At 43.8% G+C, this 14,901-nt stretch carries 18 protein-coding genes and 1 tRNA gene; 16 read left to right on the top strand and 3 right to left on the bottom strand.

The features are described 5' to 3' along the window. Positions 1–717, top strand: a complete 717-nt coding sequence (locus J7623_RS14605) for a methyltransferase (RefSeq protein WP_291921260.1) — start codon at positions 1–3, stop codon at positions 715–717. Here J7623_RS14605 and J7623_RS14600 read toward each other — a convergent pair. Beyond that, a complete protein-coding gene (locus J7623_RS14600) occupies positions 712–1,923 on the bottom strand; it encodes an NAD(P)-dependent oxidoreductase (RefSeq protein ID WP_291921258.1) in 1,212 nt (403 codons plus the stop codon). The genes J7623_RS14605 and J7623_RS14600 overlap by 6 nt on opposite strands. A 255-nt stretch (positions 1,924–2,178) precedes the next feature. Between J7623_RS14600 and J7623_RS14595 the strand changes: the two genes are divergently transcribed. Together J7623_RS14595 and J7623_RS14590 are read left to right on the top strand one after the other, a co-directional pair. Then, positions 2,179–2,262, top strand: a tRNA-Leu gene (locus tag J7623_RS14595). Positions 2,263–2,500: 238 nt separating this feature from the next. Then, a complete protein-coding gene (locus J7623_RS14590; RefSeq protein WP_291921255.1) occupies positions 2,501–3,013 on the top strand; it encodes a GNAT family N-acetyltransferase in 513 nt (170 codons plus the stop codon). 59 nt (positions 3,014–3,072) lie between these two features. Here J7623_RS14590 and J7623_RS14585 read toward each other — a convergent pair whose 3' ends face one another. After that, the gene (locus J7623_RS14585; protein WP_291921251.1) at positions 3,073–3,357 is read right to left on the bottom strand and encodes a nuclear transport factor 2 family protein; all 285 of its coding nucleotides are present in this window, start codon (positions 3,355–3,357) and stop codon (positions 3,073–3,075) included. A 124-nt stretch (positions 3,358–3,481) separates the two neighbouring features. Between J7623_RS14585 and J7623_RS14580 the strand changes: the two genes are divergently transcribed. The 8 genes from J7623_RS14580 (at position 3,482) to J7623_RS14545 (ending at position 10,383) form a co-directional block, all read left to right on the top strand. Continuing rightward, positions 3,482–4,960, top strand: a complete 1,479-nt coding sequence (locus J7623_RS14580; protein ID WP_291921248.1) for a S41 family peptidase — start codon at positions 3,482–3,484, stop codon at positions 4,958–4,960. A gap of 174 nt (positions 4,961–5,134) precedes the next feature. Next, positions 5,135–5,722 carry a TetR/AcrR family transcriptional regulator gene (locus J7623_RS14575; protein WP_291921245.1) on the top strand — a complete coding sequence of 196 codons (588 nt, stop codon included), beginning with the start codon at positions 5,135–5,137 and terminating at the stop codon, positions 5,720–5,722. A 112-nt stretch (positions 5,723–5,834) separates the two neighbouring features. Then, the gene (locus J7623_RS14570; RefSeq protein WP_291921242.1) at positions 5,835–6,686 is read left to right on the top strand and encodes an oxidoreductase; all 852 of its coding nucleotides are present in this window, start codon (positions 5,835–5,837) and stop codon (positions 6,684–6,686) included. 349 nt (positions 6,687–7,035) lie between these two features. Then, the gene (locus tag J7623_RS14565) at positions 7,036–7,629 is read left to right on the top strand and encodes a Crp/Fnr family transcriptional regulator (protein ID WP_291921240.1); all 594 of its coding nucleotides are present in this window, start codon (positions 7,036–7,038) and stop codon (positions 7,627–7,629) included. A 70-nt stretch (positions 7,630–7,699) separates the two neighbouring features. Next, the gene (locus J7623_RS14560) at positions 7,700–8,242 is read left to right on the top strand and encodes a YceI family protein (RefSeq protein WP_291921237.1); all 543 of its coding nucleotides are present in this window, start codon (positions 7,700–7,702) and stop codon (positions 8,240–8,242) included. Between the two features lie 4 nt (positions 8,243–8,246). Next, complete coding sequence (locus J7623_RS14555; RefSeq protein ID WP_291921234.1) at positions 8,247–8,465, top strand: 4-oxalocrotonate tautomerase family protein; 219 nt, start codon at positions 8,247–8,249, stop codon at positions 8,463–8,465. 105 nt (positions 8,466–8,570) lie between these two features. Next, on the top strand, positions 8,571–9,287 hold the full coding sequence (locus tag J7623_RS14550; RefSeq protein WP_291921232.1) for a nuclear transport factor 2 family protein: 717 nt from the start codon (positions 8,571–8,573) through the stop codon (positions 9,285–9,287). Positions 9,288–9,300: 13 nt separating this feature from the next. After that, complete coding sequence (locus tag J7623_RS14545; protein WP_291921229.1) at positions 9,301–10,383, top strand: nitronate monooxygenase; 1,083 nt, start codon at positions 9,301–9,303, stop codon at positions 10,381–10,383. Positions 10,384–10,430: 47 nt separating this feature from the next. Here the strand turns inward: J7623_RS14545 and J7623_RS14540 are convergent, their stop codons facing one another. Beyond that, positions 10,431–10,775: a helix-turn-helix domain-containing protein gene (locus J7623_RS14540; RefSeq protein ID WP_291921226.1), complete on the bottom strand. Its 345-nt coding sequence runs from the start codon at positions 10,773–10,775 to the stop codon at positions 10,431–10,433. 88 nt (positions 10,776–10,863) lie between these two features. Here J7623_RS14540 and J7623_RS14535 point away from each other — a divergent pair, with 88 nt between their 5' ends. The 5 genes from J7623_RS14535 to J7623_RS14515 all read left to right on the top strand — a co-directional run bounded on the left by J7623_RS14535 (position 10,864) and on the right by J7623_RS14515 (position 14,886). Then, the gene (locus J7623_RS14535) at positions 10,864–11,676 is read left to right on the top strand and encodes an MBL fold metallo-hydrolase (RefSeq protein ID WP_291921224.1); all 813 of its coding nucleotides are present in this window, start codon (positions 10,864–10,866) and stop codon (positions 11,674–11,676) included. 102 nt (positions 11,677–11,778) lie between these two features. Beyond that, positions 11,779–12,324 carry a sigma-70 family RNA polymerase sigma factor gene (locus J7623_RS14530; protein ID WP_291921222.1) on the top strand — a complete coding sequence of 182 codons (546 nt, stop codon included), beginning with the start codon at positions 11,779–11,781 and terminating at the stop codon, positions 12,322–12,324. Between the two features lies 1 nt (position 12,325). Continuing rightward, positions 12,326–13,114, top strand: coding sequence for an anti-sigma factor (locus J7623_RS14525; protein WP_291921219.1), 789 nt, complete (start codon positions 12,326–12,328; stop codon positions 13,112–13,114). Positions 13,115–13,331: 217 nt separating this feature from the next. Further along, positions 13,332–14,045 carry a ferritin-like domain-containing protein gene (locus tag J7623_RS14520; protein WP_291921217.1) on the top strand — a complete coding sequence of 238 codons (714 nt, stop codon included), beginning with the start codon at positions 13,332–13,334 and terminating at the stop codon, positions 14,043–14,045. A 31-nt stretch (positions 14,046–14,076) separates the two neighbouring features. Beyond that, a complete protein-coding gene (locus J7623_RS14515) occupies positions 14,077–14,886 on the top strand; it encodes a ferritin-like domain-containing protein (RefSeq protein WP_291921214.1) in 810 nt (269 codons plus the stop codon). Positions 14,887–14,901 lie beyond the last annotated feature (15 nt).

Below are 14,901 nucleotides of genomic sequence, written 5' to 3'. Positions count from 1 at the left end.
ATGGCAAATACATTTTTTCAATTTAAACAGTTCACCGTTCACCAGGAACATTGCGCCATGAAAGTGTGTACAGATGCCTGTATACAGGGAGCTTTCACGGCGCAATACCTGGTGGATAAACCCGTGCCGGCTATACTGGATATAGGCGCTGGTACCGGTTTGCTCAGTTTGATGCTGGCACAGCAAACCAGGGCTGCTATTACTGCGGTGGAGCTGGATCCGGCTGCAGCGGTACAGGCCCGGGCAAATTTTGCGGCCTCGCCGTGGGCAGACCGGTTAGTGCTCACGGAAACGGATATACGAGATATGGCCGCGGTATGCCCTTATGATTTTATTATTACCAATCCTCCTTTTTATGAGCAGGCGCTTAAAAGCGGGCATGCACAGAAAGACCAGGCGATGCATGCCACTAACCTGAGTTACCAGGCGTTGATCAGCGCTATCGACAGGCAACTGGCGCCATCAGGAGAAGTTTCTGTGCTCCTGCCTTATACTGCGTTTGAGAATTTCCGCGCATTGGCTGTAGTGGCCGGATTTCAGCTCAGGGAGGTGTTAAATATCCGGCAAAGTGTGGACCATGGCTTTTTTCGGACGGTGGGTATATTCAGCCGGCAGGCAGGGGATACTACCATAAAAGAACTGGCTATACATGAGGCCAACCGGGTGTATACAAGTGATTTTACCTCTTTGCTGACACCTTACTACCTTTATTTATAAACCTTTTGCATAATCTTCCAGGTAAGCGAAAGCGGCGGTGAGCCGGCCTTTGCTGGCAATGGTAGCATTTTGTATCATTGTGCTATCCGGGTTTAATAATTCTTCAAATACATATTTCATCAGCTGATCTCCAAAATACTGGGAGGCGTCTCTCGGGAGTTCATTGGGCAGATTGCTGACGCACATCATATCTATCGTATTGGGCAGATAAGGGGCGGTTTGCTCCATAGTATCCCTGGTAACGCCATAAACAGGATTTTCGATGGTGCTGTCGCCCAGGTTGCAGGGAATAGATCCGTTGGTATCATCTGTGATGTCAGCGATTACCTGTATGCGGAAATTATCTTTTTTCAGGTCGTCCGCATGAAAGAGGGGAGGGATGTTGTGATCCCAATAGATGCCGTTCATGAGGATATCGCTGGCCGTAACATAAGGCAGGAAGCGGCATTCGTAGGTTTCGGGATGTGCGTGGAAGTCGGCCCTGCTGTATGTTTTATCTTCTTTTTTGAGGTAGAGTTCTCCTGCTTTCAGTTGTGTATATACAGGATAGGCGTAGCTGTTCACCAGGTATTCTTCTGGTGGCAGGTACTTGATACCGAGCAGGCCCATGATTTCCAGGGCACCTGCTGCTACGCGTCCGGAGCCGGTAATAACGATTTTCATGGGTGGCAGTTTGATACCAAAATAGTGTCCTATCAGTTCCTGGAAATCGTGGCAGGTATGTACTCTTTTGAAGTGAAAGCTTTTTGTTTTTTCACCGAAGGCGAGGAGGCCGTTGTGGGCGCCTACAATGCCGGCGAAGAAGCCGAAGCCCAGGATGCGTTGTCCGTCGGGATGTACGAGGCATTCATAGTCTATCAGCGTGATGTTTTTTTGCAGGATGGTTTGCAGCATCCTTTGATTATGTGGTTGCTTTTTTTTCGTGTGGCTGAAGAAGAGATAGGTTTTGCCTGCCAGGAGTTGTTCTACCGGTACTTCTTTGATGCCCAGCAGTATGCTGCATCCGGAGAGATCTTCCAGGAGTGGAATGCCTGCGTTTTTATATTCTTCATCGGTGAAGCAGCGACGAGGGGATGGTTGTACGTATAGCCGTACCTGTGGGAAGTGGTGCAAAATCCACTGGCATTGTTTGGGAGTAAAGGCCACGCGGTTGTCGTGCGGATGTTTTTCTTCCCGGATGAGTCCTATGTGTATGGTGTTTTGCATGATTGAATTTACGGTATTTTGCGCAATGGAATAAGTGGAGAGAAATTTTTTTTTGAGAAGAGAAGAGCAATGTTGGCTGCCTTGTAATATTTTGTGGTAGCGGTTTTGGGCGGTATAGGCTGATGTGTTATTGCTGTGACGCAGATTGTTTTTGCGTGATTTTTTTTAATGAAATGAAAAATTTTCTTGGAGAATAAAAAAGAGTGCCTATATTTGCATCCCGCAATTGACGCGGAGAGTTCTTGTAAAATGATTGCCCAGATGGCGGAATTGGTAGACGCGCTAGACTCAAAATCTTGTTTCGGCAACGGAGTGCAGGTTCGATTCCTGTTCTGGGCACAGTAACTACCAATGTCTTAAGAAGGCTCACGAAAGTGGGCCTTTTTTATTTGCACAAAAATTGCCTCCAATTATTGGCGTAAGGTGTTAAAGAACTTTGTTTGTCCTAAGTTAGTTCGTTTTTATTAGCCGCATTTATATGGGCGCGAAAAAATCTTCTCTCCTTATTACCTATTTGTATTATTCTGTAATTGAATTATTGCCGAAAGACAAAATTAAAATCAACATATAAGTAGCTATGGATACCTATCAACTACAATTAGAAACAGGTCATTTCATTATCCGCCAGCTCCTTGAGACAGAATATAATCTTTATAAAAGTATTCGCCTGGAAGCGATCCAGACGGAACCTACTATGTTTCGATGTACCAGTCCGGCGGAGTCAGAGTTAACGGATGTTGAGTGGAAGGAGAGGGTAAGGCATCCAAGAACAATTTTTGGGCTTTATAAAGATTACGAATTGATAGGGATGACCAGCATTGTATTGTTGGATGAAGAAGAAGGATATCTTGGTCAGTCATATATCCGCAAAGCGTATAGAGGTATGGGGCTTTCTACTCTCTTTTATAAAGCCAGGTTTGCCAGGGCCTCTAAACTGGGGTTGAAACGCTTGAAGATAAGTCATCGTGAAAGTAATATTATTTCTAAAGCCGCTATCCGCAGAGCTGGATTTACGTATAGCTACCGTGAATCTGTAAATTGGCTTGATGGCACAACCGAAGATGTGTTGTATTATGTGTTAGAGTTGTAACCCACTGCAAAGGATAAGGAAGTATCCGGAGATTTAACTTACGCTCAGTTTGGAGAGAATCATTTGTCGTATTTATGAAACTGTTTAGAAATGATCTTCTGTTCTCCATTTATTTTGATAAGGGAATGGTATTCCGTGAAATCTTTCATCATGGCATTGGCCTCTACTTTATTACGAACAGTAGCTGTTGTTGGCGTTTTATGCAAAGCAGCCAGATGTGATTTAAGAGTGGGCGTAGGGCCAGCTTTCTTCACGGATTCATACAGGTTTTCAATGTAGCTTTCTATCAGTAATTCTCCCCAGTAACCATACATTACCGTTACCTTATAAAAAGCGGATTGCAACAGTAAACCCTAAGTTTGTCCGGTATCTGTCCCGGTTTCGGACATATATAGATACCTTGAATTTGTATTATTTTGATTTATATAATCACAAAAATATGGCACGACCTGTGGCGATGATGGCAATATGATGAAATATTTTTTCTCCTGTCAGCTTATACTACTGATTTTTTTTCTTTCCCCGGATCGGGTGTCGGCACAAAGCAGGCCAGTTATTGGCCGGTCAGTGTTGTTGAACGACTTTGATCTTTATCAATCAATTCTTGAGAAGGCCCATGCCGGCTTGTATAAGTACCATTCAAAGGAACAGATAGATAGCCTGTTTGCCCATTACCGAAAGCAAATCAATGATGCCACAGATGTCTGCGGTTTTTACCGATACCTGGCAGCCATCATGAGTTATATCGGAAGTTTGCATGATGAGGTTTCCCTTCCGGATGAATTGAAGAAGCAATTATTGGCGGAGCAGACGTATTTTCCATACCCGGTAAAGTTGGTGGATGATAAGCTGTTGCTAAATATTGATGGAAAAGAGTTACCTGCAGGTAGTCAAATTCATTCCATTAATGGCATCGATGCAGGCAAAATTATCCAGGCTCTTTATAAATACTACACAACAGATGGATTTAATATTACAGGGAAAGCTGAAGGTATTAATGTTTGGTTTCCCTGGTATTATTTTATGGAATATGGCCCGGCTACAAAGTTCACTATCAATGATACCATTGTGTTGCCATCTGTTACTATGACTCAGTATACCGGTCTATATAAGAAACGGCATTCCCTTTTATTGGATACAACAGGGAGTAAGAGTTATACTTTTAAGATAATCGACAGTATGGAAACGGCCATTCTTAAGATTCCCTCGTTCTCGCTGGGTAATGCTGAATCGTCTACCCATGCCGCCTATAAGAAATTTCTGGCCAATAGTTTTGCCTCTTTGAAATCAAAGGCAATCCGGTATCTGGTAGTGGATATCAGGGGTAATGGTGGCGGCACTGATCCCAATGACCTGCTGACATTTTCTTATCTTGCCCATCTGCCCTTTAAAGAGAATAAAGAAGCTTTTACGATATTTCAGAGAATACCGTACCCGCAATATTGCACCGATGATACAGCCGATATACGCGAACTGGAAGAAAATTTCCTGGATGAACATAATCAGTATCGTGACGGCAGATACTACCAGAATCCTGCTTACAGCCAATGGTGGAGGCCAGATAGTCTTGCCTTTCAGGGCAAGGTATATCTGCTCGTAGATCCCGCCGTAGCATCAGCAGCTTCACTATTTGCCTCTATGGTAAAAAGTGAGGGGAATGCCTGTGTAATCGGTCAGGAAACAATGGGCGGTTACTATGGCCACACGGGGCATAATAGCCTTTCCTATAGGCTCCCTGGATCAGGTATTGCCGTTGATATATCTGTTGTGGATCTTAAACAATATGTTCAGCAGAAAAGAGAGATACCCTATGGTGCCGGTGTTATTCCCGATAAGATCATTCACATCAGTACGGAAGACATTAAAACCAACCATGATGTTGTTCTTGATAGTACGCTGCTACTAATCAGGACAGCACGTGATCATATTTCCCGAAAAGATATGTAGTATTTACTCTACCACCACCTGGACCTGCAATGGACAATCTTGTGCACTACCCTGAACCCTGATGATGAGCTTATCTCTATTCCAGAGAAGGATTGTCAGAGTTTCGTTAAATGATAGCGTAAATTTTTAAAATGACCGATCGGTCAGTATATTTGTGTTGTTATTCATTAAATGATGTCTAAAGGAGAAGAAACACGGCAATTTATTATCGAACGGGCGGCCCCCATTTTTAACATTAAAGGAATAGAGGCCACTGCGATGAGTGATATAATGGAAGCGACAAAGCTTTCAAAGGGTTCTCTATATGTGCATTTCAAAGATAAGGAGCAACTGGCCCAGGCGGTGGTTAGCTATAACCTGCAACTTTTAGGGAAAAAGGTGAGCGAGGCAATAGGTAGGGCCAGGACTGCCAAGGAGAAGCTTTTTGCGTTTATGGATGTATTAACAGATGTAATGAATCCACCGGTAACAGGTGGTTGTCCGATGATTAATTTTGGTACAGAAGCTGATGACACCAACCCCGCTGTGAATCAGCAGATACATCAATCAATAGAATACACGCAAAAACTAATTTCCACTATTATCAGGGATGGTATTAAATCCGGGGAGTTTAAGCCTGATTGGGATTATAAAGAATTTGCCACTATTATGTTCGCGGCTATTGAAGGAGGTGTTGTTATCTCCCGCGTTGCTGGTAATAATGCAAAGGTGAGAATCGTTACCAACTTTTTGAAAAAATTGATTAACGAACAGGAGAGGTAATGCCTCTTTTTTTTGCCCAAAATATGACCGATCGGTCATATTTTGAAATTAGCATTTACAAAGTCAATACAGATAAACAAAATCAATTATCATTTTCTAAAAACGTACAATTATGAAAAGTAAAGTTTGGTTCATCACCGGTATTTCTAAAGGGTTTGGATTCGAAATTGCTAAAGCCGCGCTGGCTGCAGGTGATCTGGTAGCAGGCACTGTCAGGAAAAATGCAGGAGAAGTGGCTGACCGTCTTGGCGGCGCCGGCCGGCTGCACATCGTCACGCTTGATGTTACCAATGAGCAGCAGGTAAAGGCCGGTGTCCGGGAGGCTATCGACCGGTTCGGGCGTATTGATGTCCTGGTCAACAACGCCGGATATGGATTATTGGCAGCTACAGAGGAAGCCTCCGCAGATGAAATCAGCAAACAGTTTGATACTAATGTCTTTGGCCTGCTCCATGTAACCAGGGCCGTACTGCCGCAATTACGTAAACAGGGCTCAGGACATGTTATCAACATATCTTCCCTTTTTGCCTACCGCAATATTGTTCCTGGATTCGGTGTCTATGGGGCCACCAAATATGCTGTAGATGGATTATCCGAAGGGCTTTCCATTGAATTGGCGCCGTTGGGTATTAAAGTTACTTCGGTGGCACCCGGATTATTCTCAACAGATTTCGTTTCTACAGACTCTTATCAAAGTTCCAAACTGGTGCTGGACGCCTACCAGCACACCGTAGGTGTAATGCGTGGACACATAGGAAACTTTCACGGCAGCCAGCCCGGAGATCCCGGAAAACTTGCCGATGTAATTATAAAACTGGCAAACAGTGAGCATCCTCCGTTACACCTGCCTATTGGAAAGGATGCGGTAAAAAGCGTGCGTGACAAAATTGCACTGCTCTCAAAAGAAGTAGATGAATGGGAATCAATTGCCCAGAGTACAGATCATCAGCACGCTGTACTATAGGAGCGGTTTTTATTTGATTGGTAAAAACTTCAACCAGGTATATCAACATTTCCGGCCCTCCTGTATACATATGATAATACCGGTATCGGTAAAATATCTGCCCTTATTCCAAAAGCAGTAAAGGACAATATTCCTGTTGAATATAACCTGGTTGAACTACAGCCACCGGCAGTGATCACTCAAAAAATACAACAGAAGGATAAAGTTTGGTGGATCATGAGAGCTGCCAAGTGATGGTATTACGCGAAATCTTCCATCATGGCGTTGGCCTGGCTGATTTGACGACAAAGGAAACTTTGGTATCTTTAATGCCGGCACTTAGCGGTAAATGAAACATGATTTTATTTTTATGATCGACGCAAGGAAATTATTAAATGAACATATCTCCAAACAGGCATCGCTTACTCCGGCAGAGTTTGAGTACTTCTTTAGCCATTTTAAGCCATTGTCTTTTAAGAAGGGCCAGGTAGTCATTAGGGAAGGAGATAAAGTGGATCACGAATATTTTGTTGTTTCAGGATGCCTGAAAACATTTTATATCAATCAGGATATAAAAATGCACATTCTGCAGTTTGCAATGCCAACCTGGTGGGCGTCAGACTATGATGCTTTATATTCTCAGACCAGTGCTACCGTTAACCTTGATTGTATTACAGATGCAAACCTGCTGAGTCTTTCCAATGCCGACAGGGAAAAGCTTTGTCGTGAGATTCACCAGGTTGAGTATTTTTTCCGCTGGCGTACCAACAGAGGCTATGTTGCAGCACATAAGCGCCTGCTTTCTTTCATGAATAATGATGCTAAAACCCGCTATGAGGAGTTACTCAGGTTATACCCCGAATTATATAATCTTGTTCCCAAGCATTTAATTGCTGCTTACCTGGGAGTATCCAGGGAGACTTTAAGCCGTTTGTACCATTCGCATAAGAAGAATGTGATGTAGGTCACGTAAACACCTCAAAATGCCATCGTTACTTTGTATCATAAATTTTTAACCATTTAAATACAAAGCGATGAAAACACAAAAATTCAACATGGTAGCTGCACAGAGCAGCATCAGCTGGGTAGGTAGAAAAGTAACCGGAGCTCACCATGGAACCATCAACCTCAAAGAAGGTGAACTCTTTTTAACAGATGGACAAATTAAAGCAGGTAAGTTTGTAGTAGATACCACCTCTATCCGTATACTGGACATCACCGATCCTGCTACCAATGCTCAATTTGCCGGGCATCTGGCCTCCGACGATTTCTTCGGAGTAGAGCATTACCCGGAAGCCAGTTTCGACATCATCTCCGCATACGGTAATCATATTAATGGTCATCTTACCATTAAGGGGATCACCAACCAGGTGGCATTTGATGTAAATATTACTATCAGTGAAGATACCTTGAAAGCAACAGGAAAGTTGGTAATAGACCGTACGCAGTATGGTATCAGATTCAGATCCGGCAATTTCTTCCAGAACCTTGGGGATACACTTATTTACAACGACTTCGAACTAAATATTATGTTCACCGCAAAAGCTGTGGAAACGCCTGCCTTTGCACAAAACTAACCCAATGCCATTCGTTAAAATTGAAATGACCCGCGAAGGAGTTACCCGTGAAAAAAAGCAACAATTAATAAAAGGTATCACCGATTTGTTTACGACCATTTTTAACAAAGATCCGCACCTCACCCATATTGCCATACAGGAAATTGAGCTGGATAACTGGGGATACGCAGGAGAGCAGGTATCGGTATTACGTGAACAAGGTATCACTGCGGATAATAAATAGCATGATGGGAAGCTGGTTACAATTTGAGCAAAGATGAAAATATTATACTTTACCGTTTTGCTATCCCTTATAATGTCCGGTAGCAAAGCACAAAACAATACCGGGATGAAAACGCAGCAACAAGATTCACTGGCAATTTCCGATGTGTTGGAAAATCGCTATTTCAAAGGAATATATGAGGGTGATGTTGCCCTGTTAAGCACTATTTATCATCCCCGGACTTTGTTCCTGGGAGATGTAAAAGGGCAGCCCTACGCAAAGGATTTGCAACAATACCTGGATGGGGTTAAAAACCGGCAAAGTCCAAAGCATTCCGGCAAGCCGTTCAAAGGCGAAATACTGTCTGTTAAAACGGTTAACTCTATCGCGATTGCGGAAGTAAAAGTAGTGATGTATGATTTTGTCTACCATGAATTTCTTTCTTTTCATAAAATTGATGGAAAGTGGGTGCTGGTTAATAAAATGATTAGTGACACAGCAGATGCTCCTGCAGAGCCCAAGCCATCAGAAGTACAAGGTGCTGAAAAGGCTGTTAACCTGGTGGCGTATATGGAAATTTTGCCCGCTTTTCAAATGGAGGTGACAGCAGCCCTGGCAACGATGGCCGCGAAAAGTAACCAGGAGCCTGGCTGCAGTCAATTTGCGGTAAATACGCGTAAAGATGCTCCTTTATCAATTGTTGTTTACGAATCCTATAAAAGCGACATTGCATTTGACATACACAAAGCATCTGCTCATGCAAAGAAATTCTTTGATTTTGTGAAAGGAAAAATCGTGAATGACAAGATCGATATTGTATTTCTGACAGCAGTCAATAATTAATATTTTCATCCGTATGTGGTATCAAACAAAAGCAACAGAAATATTAGGTATTGATTATCCTATTATGCAAGGACCGTTTGGCGGTAATCTTTCATCGGTAAAGTTGGTAGCTGCCGTTTCAAATGCCGGTGGACTGGGTGGTTATGGTGCATATACCAATAGTCCGCAGGAAATTGTGGAAATAGATAAACAGATAAGAGCAGCCACCAATAAGCCCTACAATTTAAATTTGTGGGTGTCAGACGTCGATGCGGGAGCAGGTGAAATTGTTACAGAAACAGCCTATCAAAGGGCAGTTCGCACATTTAAGCCCTACTTTGATGAACTGGAGCTACCGGTGCCTGCCAAACCTATACCTTTTCAATCCAGGTTTGAGAATCAGGTACAGGCGGTACTGGACATCCGGCCGAAAGTATTCAGTTATATGTTTGGCATGCTGACGGAGGATGTATTGGAACAATGCCGCAAAAGGGGCATTATTACAGTGGGAGCGGCCACTACATTGGATGAGGCCATTGCATTGGAAGCAACGGGGACGGATATGATCATTGCTTCAGGATTTGAGGCCGGGGGGCATCGTCCTTCTTTCCTTCGTTCAGCGGAAGCTTCTTTGACGGGAACGTTTGTACTGGTACAGCTTATCCGGGAGAAAGTGAAGATTCCTGTTATTGCGGCAGGTGGAATTGCCACCGGTGCAGGTATCAGTGCCGCCCTGACTTTGGGGGCTGCTGCCGTGCAGATAGGCACTGCTTTCCTGGCCTGTGAGGAATCTAATATTTTGCCTATACACAGGCAGATGCTGTTTTCTGATAAAGCAAAATATACTGCACTGACAAAGGTATTTACGGGTAGGCTTGGCCGTGGGCTTACCAGCCGGATAGCAGAAGAAACGAAAGGAAAAGAAGCTGACTTCCTTCCATTTCCCTTACAAAGTCAATGGATGTCTTCTTTGCGAAAGTCTGCTTTGGATAAAGCGCAATGGGATATGATCCAGTTTTGGGGAGGGCAGATTGCCCCTATTTTGAAGCACCGGAAAGCGGAAACCTTAATGCACGCATTGATAGCTGAAACAACGGCTTTATATCACCATCAATAGCACTCTTAAGCCCGTTAATCATATGTTGAGTATCGGGACCTGCTGATTTACTTCAAATCCATTTGTTGCCTTCCCCAGGCCCGCATGGCGTCGATTATGGGTAGCAGTGTATTACCGAACGGGGTAATGTGGTACTCTACACGGGGTGGTACTTCTGCAAAAACAATACGTTCTATCACACCATCTGCCTCGAGTTCCCGGAGTTGGTTGGTGAGTGTCTGCTTACTTGCTTCCGGTATTCCTTTTTGCATCTGGCTATATCGGTTTTTATTATTTCTGATCAGATGAATAATAACAGGTTTCCATTTACCACCAATGATATTCAAGCAGTAGGTTACGGCGCAATTAGCAGGATTAAATTCCTTTGTCTTTCTGATGCTTATCTTTTCCATTGGTCTGATATTTTAGTCTAAGCTCATTAATATAGTCTAAGCTATTATTTGAGGCGAGCGTATTTACTTGCGTCAAAAATAGAGAAAAATGAATTTAATAGTTAGTGATGGGGAAGTTCCTTATGATAAGCGTTTCCTGGCGCCAGGTATTTCCCCGGATGAATTGGAAACAGTTGCTGATCCAATATTATTGAAGCACAATATCCCCGTTTTTAGATGGGATGATCGTATCTTATTAATAGATGCCGGCAATGGGTATTGCGCTACCCCCTACGGAGGACAGCTGCGAAGTAAGCTAAAAGCCGCCGGTATAGCGGCTGAACAGGTAACTGATGTAGTACTCACCCATGCACATCCGGATCATCTGGGGGGGCTGATTGATATCCATCACCGGCCAGCATTTCCTGGCGCCCAGGTACATATTTCAAAGATGGAGCATGATTTCTGGCAATCGAAGGCTACTGATTTCTCCAAAAGTAAAAATGCAAAAGAAGAATTGTTGGAAGTTCAGCAACAGATACAACAAATGCTGGAGGTGGTGAGGGCACAACTGGTGTTCTTTGATGAAACATCTACCTTGCCGGGCTTTCTGCGCCCTATACCCGCACCGGGACATACTCCCGGGCATACCATGTTTGAAGTATCGGCCGGAGATCAACAATTTATACATATGGCCGACATCTGTCACGAGGAAAGTGTGCTTTTCAATAAGCCTGAGTGGGGAACTATATTTGACATCGACTTTGAGCTAGCCGCTGCAACACGGCGAAACGTGTTGAATGATTTTGCTAATTCAGGAATGTTGATATTGGGATATCATATGCCGTATCCTGGCTTTGGCCGTGTTGTAAGGCGGGGAGATGGGTTTGCATGGGCGCCTGAAAAAGCCCCCGACTATTGATCGTTAACCATTACATTTTCATAAGACCGAAGAAATTTTTGTTCATGCAAACTTTTCGAAAAATAATTTCGTAAATAAGGGCGCATTTGAATATTTCCGGCTTTGAAGGGACCACAAACATATACGACCGAACAGCAGTTGATAAATGGGTTAAAGCAACGTGAGCAGGCTGCTTTCAGCTACCTGTACGATCACTATTCGTCAGCGCTGAATGGTGTAATTTATAATATAATTCCGGATCCAAATATCGCGACGGATATTCTCCAGGAGGTATTTATAAAAATCTGGCGATTGATTGATAGCTATGATCCTGATAAAGGAAGGCTTTTTACCTGGATGTTCAGCATTGCCCGTAGTACAGCTATTGATCTTGCCCGCAGTAAAGAATGGAAGAACAGTAAACGAAATAACAGCTTAACTGACGACTATGCGCAGTTGCCTGACAAATCGCGGCCCTCATCCGATCTTCCGGAGTTACGAAAAATTGTTTATACCCTGAAAGAAGAGTATAAGACCATCATCGAATTGTGTTATTTTGAAGGATATACCCAAAAGGAAATCGCAACAATGGAACAAATACCGCTGGGGACAGTCAAAACACGGCTAAGGGCAGCATTATTACAACTTAAAAAAAAGATCAAACTTTAACGTGGATATCAAGGCATACATAGAAAGTGGAGTGATTGAAAGTTATCTGTTAGGTATGGCAGATGCAGAGGAAGTTGCTGAACTTCAGCGCCTTAGTCTCGAATACCCTGAAGTGGTTGCTGCAATAAAAGAACGGGAACAATGGCTTCGGGAGTTTTCAGAAGCAACTGGTCGCCCGGCCTCGGGGGGCACTAAAGAGCAGTTATTAAAATCTCTCCATAAAGAATTTGCTGTAACGTCGGGATCTGTACATGTCATCAACCGTCGTTTTAAATTTGTTGCTGCAGCTGCCGTGCTTGCTCTATTTGTCAGTGCTGCAGGGAATGTATATCTCTATAGGAAATATACAAAGGCTACGGGCGATTTTGTAGCGCTTCAAAAAGAGCAGATGCAGCTGCTTGCGGATAATCAGTCGTATCACGCACGATTAACGACATTCGATCATGACCTGAAGATCATGTCACAGGCAGGTGTGATTAAAGTGCCACTGGCTGGCGTTAAAGGAAAGGAAGGTAGTCTTGCTACGGTATATTGGGACATGCAGAGCAGGGAGGTATACCTGATAGCCAATAATCTGCCTGCAGTGCCGCCTGGCAAACAATATCAACTATGGGCCCTGGTAGATGGAAAACCTGTAGATGCCGGCATGATATCGGATTGTGCCTTTTCTCTCTGCTACCTGAAGCGTGTAGTGAACGCAGCGGCTTTTGCCATTACCCTTGAGAAGGCTGGAGGAAGCGCAGCCCCGACACTGGACCAAATGTTTGTAATTGGAAATGTGAAATCATAAATAGCTGACGGTTTTACCTCAGTAGATTCAAATGCAGAAGCCGCCTATATCAGGCGGCTTTATTTTTAAAAAAAAATCAACCCACCCAAACTTTTAGAGAAAACATCTCGTATCTCAAACGACAACTGACAAAAATCAAGAAACTAACAAGTTGTTGGCGTGCTTCTATGCAACCCAAAAACTATTCTGAATGATTATGTAACCTAACATCTGATTTATGGACAACAAAAACACTTATTTGCCATCGCGTGGCAATAATGACCTTCCATTGCCCGCAATGTTGGGACGGAGAAAATTCCTCTCTTACCTGGGATTGGCCGCCACCTCGGCTACAGTAATTGCGGCGTGTAGTAATGACAAAAACGATAACAACACTATGCCGCCCGGTAGCATTGACCTTGGAACAGGTGACATCGGAATACTCAATTATGCGTATGCGCTGGAACAGTTGGAAGCAGCCTTTTATACGCAGGTGATGGCCAGCCCGTTTAGTGGAATAACTGCCAATGAGCAGTCTTTGTTGACAGATATACGTGATCATGAAATAGCGCACCGGGAGTTTTTTAAAGCAGCTTTAGGGACAATGGCGATCAAAAATCTTGAGGTAAACTTTTCTTCAGTAAACTTTGGAAGCCGCGACAGCGTGCTTGCTACCGCCAAAGCATTTGAAGATCTGGGTGTATCTGCCTATAACGGCGCCGGGCAACTTCTTAAAGATAGCAACTATCTCCTGCTGGCGGGTAAGATTGTATCTGTTGAAGCGCGTCATGCTGCATTGATACGCGATTTGATCAGCAATGGTTCTTTTGCTGACAGCACCGTCATTAATGCCAATGGCCTCGACCTTGCCAGCAAGCCTGCTGATGTGCTGATGACAGCCAGCACGTTTCTTAAATCGAAGCTCTACGCAGGAAACCTTCCTACACCCTGAAGTCTGATTATTCATCTCTAAAAATGTAGTCATGAATCTTGTAAATATTATATCATCCATAGAAAAAATAGATCCGGAGGTGCATGACCGCCTTGATACCAGGCGTGGAGCCATGCAACAGTTTGCCAAAATAGGTGGTAAAATTGCTATGGCGGCTATCCCTTTCGCACTGGGTAGTATGTTTAAAACGGCCTATGGACAATCGTCTGTTGACATAGCTTCCGTTCTTAATTATGCCCTCACACTTGAATACCTGGAAGCGGAGTTCTACACCAAAGGTGCCGCATCAGGTGTTGTTCCTGCTGGTACCCCAGCCGTGGGAGCTATTAACACTATCAGGGATCATGAAACTGCTCACGTTGCATTTTTGAAGGCTACCCTGAGTTCACTCGGCGCAACGCCTGTAACAAAACCTACATTCGACTTTACAGCTGGCGGAACATTTAGCAATGTATTCACCAACTATGATACTTTTTTGGCGGTAGCCCAGGCTTTTGAAGATACCGGGGTCAGAGCTTATAAGGGTAGGGCGGGGGACTTAATATCCAGCCACGCGGTACTGACCGCGGCATTGCAAATTCATTCTGTTGAAGCAAGACACGCATCTCATATACGCCAGATGCGTAAGGCCAGGGGAGCAAACATTAAGCCCTGGATTACCGGCAACGATACAGGAGGCATTGGTAGTGTAGTACAGGCTAACTATAATGGCGAAGAACTCACGACGCAAGCGGGAGTAAACATACTAAACTTCGTGAACGCAAACGCAGCAAGCGAAAGCTTTGATGAACCGCTTACTGCAAGCCAGGTGCTGGCCATCGTAAAACCTTTTATTGTATAATCATTCATTAAAAAT

It is taken from the genome of Chitinophaga sp. (assembly GCF_017745275.1).
GTDB lineage: Bacteria > Bacteroidota > Bacteroidia > Chitinophagales > Chitinophagaceae > Chitinophaga.
Note: the sequence above shows the minus strand (reverse complement) of the source record. Positions and strands in the feature narration are given on the sequence as shown.